Below are 17,773 nucleotides of genomic sequence, written 5' to 3' on the forward strand. Positions count from 1 at the left end.
ATGAGGCTCTTTTTTACTTCCAACAAATTCATGACAACTCTTCTCTTTCCCTCAATCAACTGTAAAATATTGTACAATAGAAGTAGAACCTCACCTTAGATTTTTTCTCCATACATACTACTCACAAATAATAGCAACACTACCATTGCTAACTGTTTTTACTGGAGGTGCTTACTTATGAGCAATTGGTACAGTAAGACGAAAGATCAAACATTAATCGACCTAGAAACAAACGAACAACACGGTTTAACAGAAGAAATTGTAAATGGACGTTTAAAGCAATACGGTTCTAATGAATTAGCTACAAAACAAAAACGCACTTTATGGCAGCGTATTTTCGCCCAAATTAATGACGTCCTCGTATATGTCCTTATTATTGCTGCCCTTATTTCAGCCTTTGTAGGTGAATGGGCTGATGCAAGTATTATTGCGCTCGTTGTAGTTTTAAATGCTGTTATCGGTGTCGTCCAAGAATCGAAAGCAGAACAAGCTTTAGAGGCATTGAAAAAGATGGCGACACCTAAAGCTATCGTCAAGCGAGATGGTGAACTAAAAGAAATTCCATCTGAGCACGTCGTTCCAGGTGATATCGTTATGCTCGACGCCGGACGATATATCCCATGCGATTTACGCCTGATCGAAACCGCAAATTTAAAAGTTGAAGAATCTGCTCTAACTGGTGAATCTGTCCCTGTTGATAAAGATGCAATCTACCACCCTTCCATGCAAAGTGATGAACAAGTACCACTCGGTGATCAAAAGAATATGGCCTTTATGTCTACTCTTGTTACATATGGACGAGGCGTTGGTGTTGCTGTTGAAACTGGAATGAACTCACAAATTGGTAAGATTGCTACCTTGTTACATGAAGCAGACGATGATATGACACCACTTCAAAAAAGCTTAGCACAAGTCGGAAAGTATTTAGGCTTTGTTGCTGTAGCTATTTGTATCGTGATGTTTCTCATCGGCTTTTTACAAGGACGAGATACACTAGAAATGTTTATGACTGCAATTAGTTTAGCCGTTGCAGCTATTCCAGAAGGTTTGCCAGCTATCGTTTCCATCGTTCTTGCAATTGGTGTGCAGCGTATGATTAAACAAAATGTTATCATTCGGAAACTACCAGCTGTTGAAGCTCTCGGTTCTGTCACAATTATTTGTTCAGATAAAACAGGTACGTTAACACAAAATAAAATGACCGTTACTCACTTTTATAGTGATAACACATACGATCAATTAGAAAATTTAAACGTAAATAATGATGTGCAACGTCTATTGTTAGAAAATATGGTGCTATGTAATGATGCATCTTACAATAATGACTCACAAACGGGAGACCCGACTGAAATTGCTCTTCTCGTTGCCGGGAGCACCTTTAATATGCAAAAAGATCATTTAGAAAAAATACATGAACGTGTAAATGAGCTACCTTTTGATTCAGATCGTAAAATGATGTCAACCGTGCATACATATGATGAAAGCTACTATAGCATGACGAAAGGTGCTATCGATAAACTCTTACCTCGATGTACCCACATATTTAAAAACGGTAAAATCGAGGTTCTAACAGATGCTGATAAAGATCAAATATTAGAAGCCGCTGGGTCAATGTCTCAAGAAGCTTTAAGAGTACTTTCATTCGCATTTAAACAATACAATTCAAACGATGTGGATATAGATCATCTCGAAGAAAATCTCATCTTTATTGGTCTTGTCGGTATGATTGATCCACCGCGAACTGAAGTAAAAGATTCAATTACAGAATGTAAAAAAGCCGGTATTCGCACAGTTATGATTACTGGTGACCATAAAGATACCGCCTTTGCAATTGCTAAAGAACTTGGCATCGCTGAAGAAATATCTGAAATTATGATTGGAACTGAATTAGACAACATTTCAGATACAGAACTAGCAAACAAAATTGATCGCTTACATGTATTCGCTAGAGTCTCTCCAGAACATAAAGTAAAGATCGTAAAAGCATTACGTGCAAAAGGCAATATCGTTTCTATGACTGGTGATGGCGTCAATGACGCTCCATCTTTAAAACAAGCAGATGTTGGCGTAGCGATGGGCATTACAGGAACAGATGTTGCAAAAGGGGCAGCGGATGTCGTATTAACAGATGATAATTTCTCATCTATCGTGAAAGCTGTTGAGGAAGGTAGAAACATTTATCGTAACATAAAAAAATCAATTCTCTTCCTACTCTCTTGTAACTTCGGAGAAATTATCACTTTATTTTTAGCCATTTTACTCGGCTGGGCAACACCACTACGACCTATTCACATTTTGTGGGTGAATTTAATTACAGATACGCTGCCTGCATTATCACTTGGGGTTGATCCTGAAGATCCTGATGTGATGAAGGAAAAACCACGACATGCGAAAGAAAGCTTATTTAGTGGTAGCGTTCCTTTCCTTATTTTCAATGGGGTTGTCATTGGCCTTTTGACGCTAATAGCCTTTATCGCCGGAGCAAAGTTCTATACTGGAGATACACATCTATTCCCTCTTTTCCCAGAGCAAATTGATGAGGATGCTCTATTACACGCTCAAACGATGGCATTTGTCGTTCTTAGTTTTTCTCAGCTCGTTCATTCATTTAACTTGCGTTCAAGAACGAAATCGATCTTTTCAATTGGGATTTTTACAAATAAATATTTAGTCTTCTCCCTTCTTATCGGTGTTCTTATGCAAGTTTGTATCATCTCCATTCCGCCCCTTGCAAATATATTCGGTGTGCATGCATTAACGATGCGAGATTGGGGATTTGTTCTCTTATTAAGTATCATTCCGCTTGTTGTGAATGAAATCATTAAATTAGTGAAGAAAAACTAAAAGGCAATGAGGACTATTCCTCATTGCCTTTTCGTTTACCCCACTGATTAAAGTTTCACTTTATCCTTGTAATTCTTTTTTAATGTTCTCTGTTAATGTAGCCATACGTTTGCGGCTTTCTTCACGCTCACGTTTATTTTGTTCTTCAATTTGTTGTGTTTCTTGCATACCTCTTGAAATAATGTTCCAAGTTTCCTCAAGTGTTTCCATCTTAATACTAGAAGAACCTGATAACCTCGCTACTTCCACACTTTGCGTCGCGATATTTTGTGCATTTTTCTTAAGTAATTCATTTGTACGACGATCCAGTTCAGCCATAGAATCTGCAACAAGCTTTTGACGCTTCGCATTTACCGCTTGAATGATACCATTTTTAAAGATAGGGATCGTTGTAATAAATGCTGTATTGATTTTACCAATTAATTTATTATTACCACGTTGAATCATACGAATTTGTGGTGCTGTAAGTAACGCAACCATACGTGCTTTTTCTAAATCATCAATACGCTGTTCTAAAATTTCAACAGAGTTTTTAAGCGACTCTAATTCAATACCTGCTAATTGATCATTATTACGTACACGCTCTTCATACATCGGAACTAACTCTGTATTTAAACGCTCTAATAACATTTCTCCTGCTACTACGTATTTTTCTAAGTCTAAATAATATTTTAAGTTTTGCTCATATAAACCATCTAACGTACCAATTGATTTTTTCATTTCATCTTGATACTTTGTAATTTCCACATACACTTTATCAATTTCACGGCCCATCGTTTGATATTTGCTAAAGATTTGTTCAATCATTTTATCCGCTTTTTTGAACATACGTGAGAAGAAACCGCTTTTCTCTTCCGCAAAGTCTTTGCTATCGAATCGGTCCATAATTTTACCAAGCTGTTTTAATAATTCACCAGAATCTTCTATCTTTGATAATGACATTGTATGTAAAATTTGATCAGCAAAACGTGAAATTTCCATAGAAGGTTCTTTTCCAAGTTCAATTAATTCTAATTGATCTTTAATATCTACCGCATTATAAATACGTTGTACATCCGCATCTTGTCTAAGTTGCAAGCGAACATCTTGTGCTGTTTGCTCATTTAATTCTGTTTTCGAATCTAGTACGACTGGGTTATTCATATGGTATTCTCCCTTTCCTTATAAAAATGGACGAAATAGTCCTTTTATTGTTTGTGATAAATTTTTATAGGCTGATGAACCATGAAACTCAAGATCGAAATTAACTTCTTCAAGCCAATGTGAATCAAATGCCCCCGCTTCAATATATGGTTCAATATCGTTTCTTCCCGTTGGATTGAAATGGAATACATCTACTCCAATTTGATTTAAAAATAGTAATAAAACAGCATCAGAACGAGTTAACTCTCCACTCTTCTCATTATTAAATATAACAATTTTCGGTACATCTTGTGAATAATCAAATTTCTCAAGCTGTTCTAAAATATTCGGTGGTATTTGAGAAAGTTGCGCGAAAACATATAGCGCTACATCTTGTTTCGTCTCTTTTGCAATTGGTTTACACATTTCGCTTTCACACGTATGGATAATCGCTTCTGCAATACCATGTTGTAATCCTTCTGGCAATCGTTTATGCGGCCACCAATGACTGTTCATAATTAAATCTGGATGCAATTTTCCCCCACGGTCTAATGCATCTCGATAATGGTATTGGAAATTTGCTTTTTGTTCTTTCGTAAACGGAAATGTATTAATTAATAAACTGTTATCAAATGATGTAACAGCCTTTAATCGTTGAAAATACTCTTTATCATTCTTTGAAACACCTGATATTTTCGCAAATAAAGAAGGGATATAAATGTGTTTATTTTCAACAAAGAATGTCGGGCGTACAAACGCCTTTTCTTTCGTAATTAAAAAGAGTTCATCATATGTTGTTTTTAATGTACGAGCTACAGGCGTATAGGAACGGAATTGCCATGGCTTGTACAGCAGTGAATTATCGTGGTGAAGTACTTGCTCAATTTCTTTTGAAGCTTGATACGCTACTGTTGCAACACGCTCACGGCGGCGATCTGGAAATGGTTCAAGAGCAATACGGCCTGGATGAGACATAATAAATGTCCTTCCCTCTTCATCGACATTCTCAAATCCATCTTTTCCTTCTGGGTGATAATAAAGTACATCGCAGCCGAGCATAATAAGAAAGTATAAGAAATATATACGGCTTTCCTGTGCATCACCGTACCAAACAATACGCGGCATTTGTTTCTTATAGTTAATCGTAGAGAACCACTTCGCTACGTAATTTTCGCTTAATTTAATCATGTCGATTAAGAAACGACGGAAGCCTTCTGTCTTTAAAGATTGATTATGTTGTTTCTCATATAATTTCAATACAGAAATAAATGTCGTATGTATATAATGTTGTAAATCAGGATTATCTACTTTCGGCAAAAGTTGTTTCCCAGATAAGTGTGCCACTAGCCTATTTACTGTTAGACCATTTGGTGCTTCTTGATGTAATCCGAACACTTCTTGAATATGACGAAGTTTTTCCGAATCGATTACTTTATTTAAATTTTGTTCATGTAAAACTTCAATTCCTTTCGCTTCACTATAATCAAATAGTTCATTGAAATATTCATCTACATCATTAGGAACGCCAAGGATTCGACATGCTATATAACTAAATTTCATCTCATTCTCTGTCAGCTCATATTGTGGACGTTTTTCTAAAAGCGTTTCAAATTGCTTTAAATCTGATTCATCTTTTAATGCATATGGTTGAAGTGTAAAACGTGAAAACACAACAGTTCACCTCCAAAAACATTTACTTTTTCTAAGTCTTTCTTCTATTATAAACTATTTCTGTCTATAAAAAATGGGCGCTCGTAAAACGAGCAAACCCATTTCAATTATTTATTGTCTTCTTTAGTAGCTGCAACTTCTTCTTTAGCTTGTCCAGAATTCTTCATGTAGTGAAGTATAAATGTTGCTCCAAATGCTACAACTAAAATAATAAAGAACACTGTATGGCTTATTTCAATATGAATGACAGACAATAACATTTTTGCTGCGATAATTAAGATTAAAATATATGCTGTCGTTTCAAGTTCTGGAATACGCTCTAACAATTTTAAGAATACACCAGCGATACCGCGCATCATTAAAATACCGAGCATTCCACCTAATAATAGAATCCAAACTTCATTTGATACACCAAATGCAGCAAGTACGCTATCTACAGAGAATGCGATATCCATTAATTCAACCATCGCAACTGTTCCCCAGAAGACACCAAACATTCTGAAGAGAACACTGTTTTGGTTCATACCATGAGCTTCCTCTTCTTCTGCATTACCTTTTCGTTTATCAATAAAGTATTTAACTGAAAGCCATGCTAAGTAAAGTGCACCTAACACTTTTACCCATGCTAATTTAATTAAGAACATTCCAATTCCAATTGCGATAAATCGAAATACATAAGCTCCAATAAGTCCATAGAATAATGCTTTTTTACGTTTTTCTTCCGGAAGGTGTTTTACCATTACCGCTAATACAAGTGCGTTATCAGCAGATAACAATCCTTCAAGTACAACAAGTGTACCTATTAATCCCCAAGATACTGGATCCTGCAACACTTTAATCCACATGTCCAAGTCGAAAAATTGAGCATACGTATCAAGGATTCCTTGCAAAATACTCATCTTACCTATATCCCCTATTCTTTGCTAGATTTATAGAAAGGTCAAAAAAAGGAAACGAATATCGTTTCCTTCCTATGCATCCAAGCCATACGCTCTTACAAGCGCACCTAAGCCACCTTGGAATCCACTTCCTACTGCATTAAACTTCCACTGTCCATTATGACGGTATAATTCACAAAAGACAACTGCTGTTTCGATGGAGAAATCTTCCCCTAAATCAAAACGAAGAACTTCTTCATTCGTTTCTTCATTCGCTAAACGAACGAACGCATTTCCTACTTGTCCAAAGTTTTGACTACGGCCTTCTGCATCATAAATTGTAACTGTAATAGCAATTTTGTGCACATCTGCTGGAACTTTCTTCAAATCTACAACAAGTTGCTCATCGTCGCCTTCACCTTCACCTGTACGATTATCTCCTGTATGTAGAACAGATCCACAAGGAGACTGTAAATTGTTATAGAAGATAAAATCAGTTTCCTTCGTACATTTTCCGTTCACATCTAATAAAAAGGCAGATGCATCTAAATCGAAATCAGCTCCACCATCATAAGATTTAATATCCCAACCAAGACCAATTACTGCTTTCGTTAAGCCAGGGCTTGTTTTACCTAAATCGATTTTCTGTCCTTTTTGTAACTGAATGGCCATGTATATTCACCCCTATATTTTAATCTTTAAAAATATATCCATTAGCAAATATATATTTACTAATGGATAGCTAAATCTATTACTCTACATCTAAACCGAAATTGTTACATAGAGACGCTAATCCACCTTGGAATCCACTTCCGATTGCATTGAACTTCCAGTCACCTGCATGGCGGTATAGTTCACCTACTACAACAGCTGTTTCAATAGAGAAATCTTCTCCTAAATCGTAACGAATTAACTCTGCATTCTTTTCTTCATCTAAAATACGTACGAAAGAGTTAGAAACTTGACCAAAGTTTTGGCTACGACCTTCTCCATCGTAAATTGTAATTGTGAAACAAATACGTTCGATATGTGCAGGTACATTTTTCAAATCTACTTTGATAGATTCATCATCGCCTTCACCTTCGCCAGTTCGGTTATCTCCTAAATGTTCTACAGCACCATTCGCACCTTTTGGGTTATTATAGAAAACAAAATCTTCTGCTCCTGAAACTTTACCGTTAGCACCTACTAAAAAGATACTAACATCTAAATCAAAATCAGCTTGTCCATCATAACGATTTGTATCCCAACCAAGTCCTACAAGAACTTTTGAAAGACCTGGATTCGTTTTTGTTAAGTCTACCTTTTGTCCTTTTTTCAATGAAATTGATGCCATATACAATTCCTCCTCGGTTTATATTATTGATAACGTGATACAATCTCACTTAAGTTTTTATCTTGTGTTCCTTCTCCAACAGCTGAAAACTTCCATTCACTTCCGTGGCGATACATTTCACCTGCAATTAGAGTCGTTTTGCCAGCATAATTATCCGATAAATTATAGCGTGCGAATTCTTCGCCAGTTTGCGGGTTTTGAATACGAATATATGCATTACGAATCATCCCGAAATCTTGACGACGATTTACACAGTCATAAATATTTACAACGAATACTAAACGATTAATACGGCTCGGAACTTTATGTAATTCTACGAAAATTGTTTCGTCATCACCAGCGCCTTCGCCTGTTAAATTATCTCCTGAATGAATAATACTACCACAAGTAGAAAGCTTGTTTCCGAAGTAAACTAAATCGTTTTTGTTTAAAAAACGATCTTCTTCTAACATAACAACTGATGCATCACAATCTACATTTGGTTTACTTCCAAATAATGAAGACAGAAACCCACCTGATTGCCCAATTGGATCCCAGCCTAAGCCAACCTGTAGTTTTGCTACTTTGGGTTGTCCTTTCGTTAAATCGATCTTTTGACCTTTTTCTAAAATAATAGGCATGCAGTTTCTTCCTTTCTACAAAGCATTTTCCAATACGGAAAATATTGTATTCTCCTCTTATATTGTAGCATTATTTACCTAGTGATAAAAAGGATAAATTCTCAGTTATATGAAAACATTCATATAATTTACTTATGATGATGTAAGAAGTGGTAAATAGCACCAATCATTCCTGCACAATTACCGTTTTGTGCAAGTTCAATCTCACAATTATTATAAATCTCTTTTTGTAAATATTTTTCTACCTCTTCTTTTACTTCTTTTAAGAACTGATTTCCTCTATCAGTAATTCCGCCACCTATAACAATCATTTCTGGATTGAAAATATAAGCAAGGTTACTAATTCCAATCGCTAAATGTTTAAAGAATACCTCAACTGCTTGCGTAACTTCCCTATCTCCTTTATCATACAGTTCGAAAATCGTTTTCCCATTCCAATCACCTTCTCCTTTATATTTTCGGACAAGATGAATTAACCCTGAAATGGAAGCGACCTCTTCAAACGGCTTTCCTTCTATTAACATATTTCCCCATTCACCAGCACTAAACGAATGCCCTCTATATAACTCTCCATCTATAAAAATTGCTCCTCCAATACCAGTTCCAAGGGTGAACATAATAAAATTTCCTTTCTCTCTTCCACTACCATTCCACTTTTCTCCAAACGCTGCACAATTCACATCATTATCAATGGATACAGGAACTTTTAATACCTCTTGCAATCTATTCATAATAGGAATCATACTATAGCCCGGAATATGATCCACACCTCCCATCACCACCCCTTTATTAACGTCAACAATTCCCGCCGTACTAATACCAATTCCCCAAACCTTATGTTCCCCCATTAATTTTTTTGATAAAAGAATGAGTTTTTGAATGATTTGTTCTCCGCCCAAATGAATTTCTGTTAGAACTGTTTTATGCTTTAGTACTGTTCCTGTTTCTGAAACAATTCCATATTTAATATGTGTACCACCAATATCAAATGCAATATACTCTTTCATCTGCTGTCACTTCCTCTACTGTAATGTGTGTGAAATTCCCACTACTCTACTATTATAAAGAATTTACACTAACTCTTTTCTCTCTTTAGAAATACACCACCTTTTTCTATATATAGATTTTTTTGTATAAAACTCTTTTTCCTATGAAATATTACAAAGGGATGTATTTTAGATGGAATATTAATTTTTCAGGAGGAAATCAATGACGAAAATTTTTATTTTAGCATCAACTCTTTCTTTATCTTTTTTTAGTGGTTTAAATATTGGTAATGCAGCAACAGAAAGCTTCTCTCCAGTAACAAATGCGATTGTACAAAATAACGATCATTTCGCAGAAGGTAACTCAAAAGATAATAATAAACCACCAGGAAACGGTGGTTCTCAGGACGATAGTGGTTCTGGTGGCAATGGTTCTGGCGGCAACGGCCCTGATGGCAATGGTTCTGGTGGCAATGGTTCTGATGGCAACGGCTCTGGTGGCAATGGCTCTAGCGGTAGCGGTTCTGGTGGCAATGGTTCCGGCGGTAGCGGTTCTGATGGCAGTGGTTCTGGTGGCAATGGTTCCGGCGGTAGTGGTTCTGATGGCAGTGGTTCTGGTGGCAACGGCTCTGGTGGCAATGGTTCCGGCGGTAACGGTTCTGGTGGCAATGGTTCTGGTGGCAATGGCTCTAGCGGTAACGGTTCTGATGGCAATGGTTCTGGTGGCAATGGTTCCGGCGGTAACGGTTCTGGTGGCAATGGCTCTAGCGGTAGCGGTTCTGATGGCAGTGGTTCTGGTGGCAATGGTTCCGGCGGTAGCGGTTCTGATGGCAGTGGTTCCGGCGGTAATGGTTCTGGTGGCAACGGCTCTGGCGACAACAGCTCTGGCGGCAATGGCTCTGGCGGCAATGGCTCTGGCGGCAATGGCTCTGGCGACAACGGCTCTGGCGGCAACGGTTCTGGCGGCAATGGCTCTGGCGGCAATGGCTCTGGTGGCAATGGCTCTAGCGGCAATCGTGGTAAAGGCGATAGCAGTTCTCAAGGGGGAAATGACTCTCATGGAGGTAACCGTGGTAAAGGCGATAGCAGTTCTCAAGGAGGAAATGGCCCTCAAGGTGGTAACGTAAAAGATAACGCGAAAAAACAAGGCGATAAGTTACCGAATACTGCAACACATTATCCTGCATCTATTTTAATGGGACTTTCAACATTCCTAATTGGTATGTTACTATTCATTCGCCGTAAAAACGCAAAATAAAAACATATCCTTCCATCTTAAAAATACATGAAACAAATTGTAAAACTAAAAAGGACTTTGGATTGCATTTTATTATGCAGCCTAAAGTCCTTTTCATCCTTCCTATCCAAAAGAGCATTAATACGCTTTTCCCCAATACACCATTTGTTTCGCTTCTTTACCACAACAAATACATTCGTCAGCTAAATGCTCTTGCTCAAAAGGCATACAGCGAGAAGATACTCCGACTTCTTCTTTTAATTTCTCTTCACAAGCTAGTTCCCCGCACCACATCGCCTTAATAAATCCTTGCTTTTCATCAGCTAATTTTTTCATCTCTTCAAACTTCGTCACACTATACGTATTTTCATCACGAAATACTTTTGCTTTATTAAATAAAGAGTTATGAATTTCCTCAAGTAGTGCTGGAATGCGTTCTTCTAATTGATCCATTGATATAAACTCTTTTTCTTTCGTATCTCTTCTTACGAGTACAACTTGATTCTTTTCAATATCTTTAGGACCAACTTCTAATCGAATTGGAATACCTTTCATTTCATACTCATTAAATTTCCAACCTGGTGTTTTATTACTAGCATCTATTTTTACTCGTGCAATCTTTTGAATATGTCCTTGTAACTCTAGCGCTTTCGCCAAAACTCCTTCTTTATGCTGAGCAATCGGTACAATAACAACTTGCACTGGTGCAACTTTAGGAGGCATTACAAGCCCATTATTATCACTATGAACCATAATCAGTCCACCTATCATTCTCGTTGATACGCCCCAAGATGTTTGGTGTACATATTGCCACTTACCGGTACGATCTAAAAATTTAATATCAAATGCTTCAGAGAAATTCGTTCCAAAGTTATGGGATGTTCCTGTTTGAAGTGCTTTCCCATCATGCATTAAGCTTTCAATCGTATAAGTTGCCTTTGCTCCCGCAAATTTTTCTTTTTCTGTTTTTTGTCCTTTAATTACCGGTATCGCTAAATAGTCTTCACAGAAAGAAGCATATAGATTTAAAATATTTAATGTTTCAGCTTGAGATTCTTCTGCTGTTTCATGAATTGTATGACCCTCTTGCCATAAGAATTCCGTTGTGCGAAGAAATGGCCTCGTTGTCTTTTCCCAACGAACTACTGAACACCACTGATTATATAGCTTTGGCAAATCATTATAGGATTGCACAATTTTTGAAAAGTGCTCACAGAATAAAGTTTCAGATGTAGGGCGTATACAAAGTCTTTCTGCTAACTTTTCATTCCCGCCATGTGTCACCCATGCTACTTCAGGAGCAAATCCTTCTACATGATCCTTCTCTTTTTGTAATAAGCTCTCTGGGATAAACATTGGCATATACACGTTTTCATGACCGTTTGCTTTTAACTTCTCATCCATAACTTTCTGCATATTTTCCCATAAGGCATAGCCGTACGGGCGTAGAATCATACATCCTTTTACACTTGAATAATCAACAAGTTCTGCTTTTTTTACAATATCTGTGTACCACTGTGCAAAGTCCTCTTCCATCTTCGTAATCGCTTGTACTTGTTCTTTTGCCATAGTCCGTCTTCCTCCTTCTAGAAAATACAAAAAAGCCCGCGTCCCTAAATAGGGACCGAGCTTTGCCGGCGTTACCACCCTGATTCATGCACAAAATTGCGCATGCTCTCTTTTTGATAACGGGAAATTCCCGCTGCATATGCAGAACGCAAAGGTAGGTTCCATGTTGTCTTTTTAAGAATCTTTCAGCCTGACGGATTCTCTCTCTGCTAAAAAGGTTGAACATATACTAGTCCTTTTTCATCGTTATAACAAAATAAATTTGTTGAATATCATAATATAAATTTCACTTCAAAACAAGAGTGAATTTTCTTATTTTTATATATTCTTTTCATTTTTTACAGTTTTATACGTAGCTTTTTCGTGATATTTTTAAAAGTTGATGTGCAATCATACCAATAAGTGTACCAAGTAGGACGAAGAAACCAATAAACCCATACCCCATTCCTTCCCATCCACCAATAACCATCATTGTAACAGGAAAGGATGCTAAACAAAGAAGTATTAGACTAAGTGCAAATATAATATCGAACTGCTTGTCTGGAAACCGTTTCTTTAGTAAATACGAAATAGCAAATACAAGGATAATCGTGATTCCACCAATGATGTAAAATATACCAAATCCATCTAACCAGTCCATACCATTCCCTCCTTCCATAGATTCCCTTATACTTATTATATGTTCAACTTTTCTGAAAATAAATAATAAATTTTATTTAAAAACATATTTTTATTACTAGGTATTAATAGTAGTATATAGTAATAGGTTTTATATAATTAGGAGGATTACTTTATGGATAAAGCATTAACGAATCGTGTCATCATTTTATCATTCGACTGTTTATCAGCTTTAGATTTTCCTATACTACAAAAATTACCTCACTTCCAATCTCTAATCAAAAAGGGTACGGTTGTCGAAAAAGTAGAACCAATTTATCCTTCTGTAACATACCCAAGTCACTCAACAATCGTAACTGGTAATTACCCTAATAAACATGGTGTTGTTAGCAATACGTTACTTCAACCTGGACGTGAATCACCCGATTGGCATTGGTACCGAAAATCAATACAAGGAACAACGTTATATGATGAAGCACATAAAGCAAATTTAACGACAGCTGCCCTTCTATGGCCTGTTACCGGCAGAGCAAATATTGATTACAATTTACCAGAAATCTTTCCAAATAGACCGTGGCAAAATCAAGTTTTAGTTTCATTATTTAGCGGTAGCCCGCTATATCAATTAGATTTAAATCGTCGTTTCGGCCATATACGAAATGGAGTGTCACAACCTGAACTCGATGATTTCGTACTTGCTTCTGCTGTGCATACAATCCAGACGAAAAAGCCTAATGTCATGTTTGTACATTTCACCGATTTAGACACCCAAAGACACTATCACGGCTTTGAATCAAAAGAAACAATAGCCGCAATTCATAGACATGATGAGCGACTAGGGAAAATTATTCAAGCTTTAAAAGACAGTGGACTATACGAAGAGAGCACTATTATCGCTCTTGGTGATCATAGCGCTTTAAGTGAAAACAAAGCCATTCAATTAAATGTACTATTTCATCAAAAAGGGCTTATCTCTATAAATTCAAAAGGAAAATTAGTAGACTGGAATGCTTATTGCCAAAGTTGCGATGGGTCCGCCTATGTATATGTGAAAGACAAAAACGATACCGATACAATTCGAGAAGTACAACTACTCCTTGAAGAACTGCTTCAAAATAAACAAAACGGTATTGAATTTATACTTCATGATGAGGATGCGAAGGAATGCGGTGCAGATGGCAATTGTTTATTTATGTTGGAAGCACGAGAAGGGTATTATTTCACTGAAAACTATACAGGAGATTTTATAAAAGAAATTACTGAAAAAGATGTTACGCCTAGTAAAAAATATACATTTGGTACGCATGGATACTCTCCAACAAAACCTAACTATGAAACAATTTTTATAGCTGCTGGGAAAGGAATAAAAAGCGGCATTACCATACCGTATATGAGACTTATTGATGAAGGCCCAACTATCGCTAGACTACTCGGTTTACATTTAGGTGAAACAGACGGATCAATTGTAGAGGATTTACTCCAATTGTAAAGAACTGTGTATATATGTAAAAGTTATGTAAAATTCATCATTGTTTCTCTTTTTATAATTTTTATTTTTGTACACTGTTAGTAGAACAAATTTGAGGGGGAACATTATATGAAAAAAATGTCCAGACAAGAAAAAAGCTGGATATTATACGATTGGGCGAACTCCGTATATTCGCTCGTCATTACAACCGCATTATTCCCAATTTACTTTAAAGCAGCTGCAAAAGAAGCTGGGTTATCTGGTGCAACTTCAACAGCATATTGGGGATATGCAAACTCGTTCGCAACACTTTTAATTTCTATACTTGCTCCTATTCTCGGCACAGTTGCTGATTATAAAGGATTTAAAAAACGATTTTTCACATTCTTCTTTGGACTCGGTATCGTATTTACAAGTATGCTAGCAGTCGTTCCAACATCTCAGTGGTACTTATTACTAGGATGCTATATGCTCGCATTAGTCGGTTTTGCTGGAGCAAACATTTTTTATGATGCATTTTTAGTAGATGTCACTTCTGAAGATAGAATGGATCGAATTTCTACAAGAGGTTTCGCTTTAGGCTATATTGGGAGTACTATTCCATTTATCGGTTGTATCGCTCTTATCATTCTTGCTCAAAAAGGAACTATCCCTTTATCAGTCGGCATTGCTAGTCAAATTTCATTTGCGATCACAGCTCTTTGGTGGGGATTATTTACAATTCCAATGCTAAAAAACGTAGAACAAACGCACTATATTGAACGTCACCCAAGACCAATTACAATGAGCTTCAAACGCCTTGCTGATACTTTTAAAAATATTAAAGAATATAAAACGGTCTTTATGTTCTTAATTGCTTACTTTTTCTATATTGATGGGGTCGATACAATTATTACTATGTCCACCGCTTACGGAACAGACCTCGGTATTAGTGCAACAAATCTATTAATCATATTATTCGTCACACAAATTGTAGCTTGTCCATTCGCTTTATTGTACGGAAAACTATCGGAGACATTTACCGGTAAAAAAATGCTATATGTCGGTATTATTATTTACATCATTATCTGCATATATGCTTATTTCTTAAAAACGACACTCGATTTCTGGATTTTAGCAATGCTAGTTGCTACTTCTCAGGGCGGGATTCAAGCACTTAGTCGGTCCTATTTTGCAAAACTAGTACCTAAAGAATCTGCAAATGAATTTTTTGGATTTTATAATATATTTGGCAAATTCGCCGCGATTATGGGTCCAGTATTAGTCGGTGTTACAACACAATTAACAGGAAAAACAAATGCTGGTGTTCTTAGTATTATTGTATTGTTTATTATAGGTGGATTTTTATTAACTAAGGTCCCTGAAAATAATACATCCGTTACACCACCTAATCCGAAAACTAAAACGCTATAAGAAAAAGATCCTCTTCATGCAAGAAGAGGATCTTTTTTATCTATAACGTCTTACAATTAAAAACTCAACAGCCGGCTTTACAACTATCGCAGCACATAACGCAAACAATAACGGTATGTTATGAAAATCAATCCATCTATTAAACCCTACCGATGCGAAAAACAAGCCAAAAATTAATACAACGAGTACATAATATGTAACATTGGCACTTGTTTTTAATACATGTTTTTCTAAATCATCTTTCTCCTCAGTATCCCCTTCGACGCTATGTGATGCCAAACTTTTAAATAGATAATGTAACGCGATGCTACAAATAAATAGTGCATACCAGTTTACTTGAAGTTCAGTTAACCAATAGTAAAGTGCATACACTAACGTACCTATAGCAACTAATATAGTAACGAAAAGGCTTATCTTTTCTTTCCCCAACAACTACTCCCCCTACTGCTTGTACAAAAATAGTTTATCAACAGTTGTTCCTAATACTTCCGCTAAACGAAAAGCTAACGCTAAGCTTGGATCATATTTATTATTCTCAATTGCATTTATCGTTTGTCTAGAAACCTTACATTTATCAGCTAATGCGCCTTGTGAAATATTATTTTCAGTGCGTAATTCATAGATTTGATTTTTCACACCATTTCTCCTAACCTGTAAAATCGTTTTTACATCATCAGTATATAATTGGCTCATATAGTTGTCAAAAGTTCGCCAAAGAAAAAGGGAGCACTTCTGCTCCCTTACAATAGTTATTTCGACGCTAACGAATTTGTTAGTTCCTCTTTATTAGTGACATCTTCTTTCTTTATTTGCATGCGTAGAACTGGCCCTATTGCTAATAAAATAAGTGCCATTGCTATACAAAACACAATAACTAGTGATGTCATTTCCTTTAATCCTCCAGCTAAAGCAGTACCAATTAGCATAGCTCCCATAAACAGCGGTAAAATCGTCCCATTTACTCTTCCAACCATATTTTCTGATACAAGTTGAATCATAAGCGTACCGACAACGATATTAACACAGGCTAAACAAATACCTGTTCCAAATCTCATGAAACTAGTAATCCAAAATGATGTAGATAGCCCTTCTACTAAAAATGACATCGCTAATATGCCCATACCGAATACGAACATTTTTTTCGGGTTCACTTTTGAAGCGAAAATCGCAGCAACAATACCACCAATTAACATACCTATTCCATCAGCTGCAGCTAAATATTGAACTGCTTCCTTTTCCATTCCAAGGCGTTCTATTACAAGAAACACTTCTAATGGCGTTGTTAATCCAACAGCTAAGCCTATAATGGTGAAAGTAATTGTAATCATACGTAAATTTTTCGTATGAAGAACGTATTTCCACCCTTCTTTTATATCATTTTTTAATGAATCTCTCGCCACTTGCTCTTGTTCAACCCATTTCGGTAAAAATGAAAGAGCGATAGCAGATAACAAAAATAAAATGATTAAGCTATATAGTGACGTAAATAAACCAAGTTGTGTATACACAAGTGATCCTACCACTGGTCCAAAAATCATAAATAATGACTGCAATGTTTGGTTAAATGCAATCGCATTCGCTACCTGTTCTTCCTTTACGTAGCGCTTAAATATACGCGAAGATGATGGCTGAGAGAACTGGCCTACAACCGCTGAAATGAGTGTTGCAAAAAATATAGCCTGCCAATAATCTAGTTTTAACAACAGGACAATTCCTATAATAGACATTACACTTAATATATCTCCAGCGACCATTGTTCTTTTCGGATTCCAGCGATCAGCTAGCGCACCACCGATAAATGAGAAAATAAAAATAGGTGCATATTCCATAACCGATAACAATGAAACGGAAACTGGATCATTATTCGTTCGCTCCATTATGAAATATAGAAGGGCCATATTTCTGATCCAAATTGCAAATTGTTGTAAAATATCAGACGCCATAACGAGCATAAATGCTCGGTTTTTAAATAAAGCGTTCATTTTCATTCCCCTTTCATAAACCGACCGTT

16 protein-coding genes and 1 other annotated feature are annotated in these 17,773 nt (G+C 36.4%); of the genes, 4 read left to right on the forward strand and 12 right to left on the reverse strand.

The window, feature by feature from the left end:
- The first annotated feature begins 177 nt into the window (after window positions 1-177).
- On the forward strand, window positions 178-2,844 hold the full coding sequence (locus tag PQF83_RS22660; protein WP_000073719.1) for a cation-translocating P-type ATPase: 2,667 nt from the start codon (window positions 178-180) through the stop codon (window positions 2,842-2,844).
- 60 nt (window positions 2,845-2,904) lie between these two features.
- Here PQF83_RS22660 and PQF83_RS22665 read toward each other — a convergent pair whose 3' ends face one another.
- The 7 genes from PQF83_RS22665 to PQF83_RS22695 all read right to left on the reverse strand — a co-directional run bounded on the left by PQF83_RS22665 (window position 2,905) and on the right by PQF83_RS22695 (window position 9,478).
- Window positions 2,905-3,987, reverse strand: coding sequence for a toxic anion resistance protein (locus PQF83_RS22665; protein ID WP_001064413.1), 1,083 nt, complete (start codon window positions 3,985-3,987; stop codon window positions 2,905-2,907).
- Between the two features lie 18 nt (window positions 3,988-4,005).
- Window positions 4,006-5,637, reverse strand: a complete 1,632-nt coding sequence (locus PQF83_RS22670; RefSeq protein WP_000492873.1) for a YceG family protein — start codon at window positions 5,635-5,637, stop codon at window positions 4,006-4,008.
- 107 nt (window positions 5,638-5,744) lie between these two features.
- Window positions 5,745-6,536, reverse strand: a complete 792-nt coding sequence (locus PQF83_RS22675; protein ID WP_000025699.1) for a TerC family protein — start codon at window positions 6,534-6,536, stop codon at window positions 5,745-5,747.
- A 72-nt stretch (window positions 6,537-6,608) separates the two neighbouring features.
- On the reverse strand, window positions 6,609-7,187 hold the full coding sequence (locus PQF83_RS22680; RefSeq protein WP_001007531.1) for a TerD family protein: 579 nt from the start codon (window positions 7,185-7,187) through the stop codon (window positions 6,609-6,611).
- Window positions 7,188-7,266: 79 nt separating this feature from the next.
- Window positions 7,267-7,851, reverse strand: a complete 585-nt coding sequence (locus PQF83_RS22685; protein WP_000146722.1) for a TerD family protein — start codon at window positions 7,849-7,851, stop codon at window positions 7,267-7,269.
- 23 nt (window positions 7,852-7,874) lie between these two features.
- Window positions 7,875-8,471, reverse strand: coding sequence for a TerD family protein (locus tag PQF83_RS22690; RefSeq protein ID WP_001121580.1), 597 nt, complete (start codon window positions 8,469-8,471; stop codon window positions 7,875-7,877).
- A 128-nt stretch (window positions 8,472-8,599) separates the two neighbouring features.
- Window positions 8,600-9,478 (reverse strand): ROK family protein, encoded by an 879-nt coding sequence (locus tag PQF83_RS22695; RefSeq protein WP_000666103.1) that lies wholly within the window; start codon window positions 9,476-9,478, stop codon window positions 8,600-8,602.
- Window positions 9,479-9,680: 202 nt separating this feature from the next.
- On the opposite strand from PQF83_RS22695, the gene PQF83_RS22700 reads away from it, so the two are divergent.
- Window positions 9,681-10,715 carry an LPXTG cell wall anchor domain-containing protein gene (locus tag PQF83_RS22700; protein ID WP_000161201.1) on the forward strand — a complete coding sequence of 345 codons (1,035 nt, stop codon included), beginning with the start codon at window positions 9,681-9,683 and terminating at the stop codon, window positions 10,713-10,715.
- 117 nt (window positions 10,716-10,832) lie between these two features.
- Here PQF83_RS22700 and proS read toward each other — a convergent pair whose 3' ends face one another.
- Both proS and PQF83_RS22710 read right to left on the reverse strand, forming a co-directional pair.
- On the reverse strand, window positions 10,833-12,263 hold the full coding sequence (gene proS / locus PQF83_RS22705; protein WP_001040945.1) for a proline--tRNA ligase: 1,431 nt from the start codon (window positions 12,261-12,263) through the stop codon (window positions 10,833-10,835).
- 47 nt (window positions 12,264-12,310) lie between these two features.
- Window positions 12,311-12,516: a binding site (T-box leader), on the reverse strand.
- Between the two features lie 93 nt (window positions 12,517-12,609).
- Window positions 12,610-12,903, reverse strand: coding sequence for a YesK-like family protein (locus tag PQF83_RS22710; RefSeq protein WP_000383851.1), 294 nt, complete (start codon window positions 12,901-12,903; stop codon window positions 12,610-12,612).
- A gap of 153 nt (window positions 12,904-13,056) precedes the next feature.
- Between PQF83_RS22710 and PQF83_RS22715 the strand changes: the two genes are divergently transcribed.
- Window positions 13,057-14,370 (forward strand): alkaline phosphatase family protein, encoded by a 1,314-nt coding sequence (locus PQF83_RS22715; protein WP_000356448.1) that lies wholly within the window; start codon window positions 13,057-13,059, stop codon window positions 14,368-14,370.
- A 108-nt stretch (window positions 14,371-14,478) separates the two neighbouring features.
- A complete protein-coding gene (locus PQF83_RS22720) occupies window positions 14,479-15,762 on the forward strand; it encodes an MFS transporter (protein ID WP_000738822.1) in 1,284 nt (427 codons plus the stop codon).
- A 36-nt stretch (window positions 15,763-15,798) separates the two neighbouring features.
- On the opposite strand, the gene PQF83_RS22725 is transcribed toward PQF83_RS22720, so the two are convergent.
- From PQF83_RS22725 to PQF83_RS22735, 3 genes are read right to left on the reverse strand one after another with little or no spacing between them, the layout of a single operon-like run.
- Window positions 15,799-16,191, reverse strand: a complete 393-nt coding sequence (locus tag PQF83_RS22725) for a hypothetical protein (protein WP_000514010.1) — start codon at window positions 16,189-16,191, stop codon at window positions 15,799-15,801.
- 12 nt (window positions 16,192-16,203) lie between these two features.
- Window positions 16,204-16,455 carry a helix-turn-helix transcriptional regulator gene (locus tag PQF83_RS22730; RefSeq protein ID WP_001996603.1) on the reverse strand — a complete coding sequence of 84 codons (252 nt, stop codon included), beginning with the start codon at window positions 16,453-16,455 and terminating at the stop codon, window positions 16,204-16,206.
- 56 nt (window positions 16,456-16,511) lie between these two features.
- The gene (locus PQF83_RS22735; protein WP_000992542.1) at window positions 16,512-17,744 is read right to left on the reverse strand and encodes an MFS transporter; all 1,233 of its coding nucleotides are present in this window, start codon (window positions 17,742-17,744) and stop codon (window positions 16,512-16,514) included.
- Between the last annotated feature and the right edge of the window lie 29 nt (window positions 17,745-17,773).

The organism is Bacillus sp. FF-1, from assembly GCF_028548245.1.
Classification (GTDB): Bacteria; Bacillota; Bacilli; order Bacillales; family Bacillaceae_G; genus Bacillus_A; species Bacillus_A paranthracis.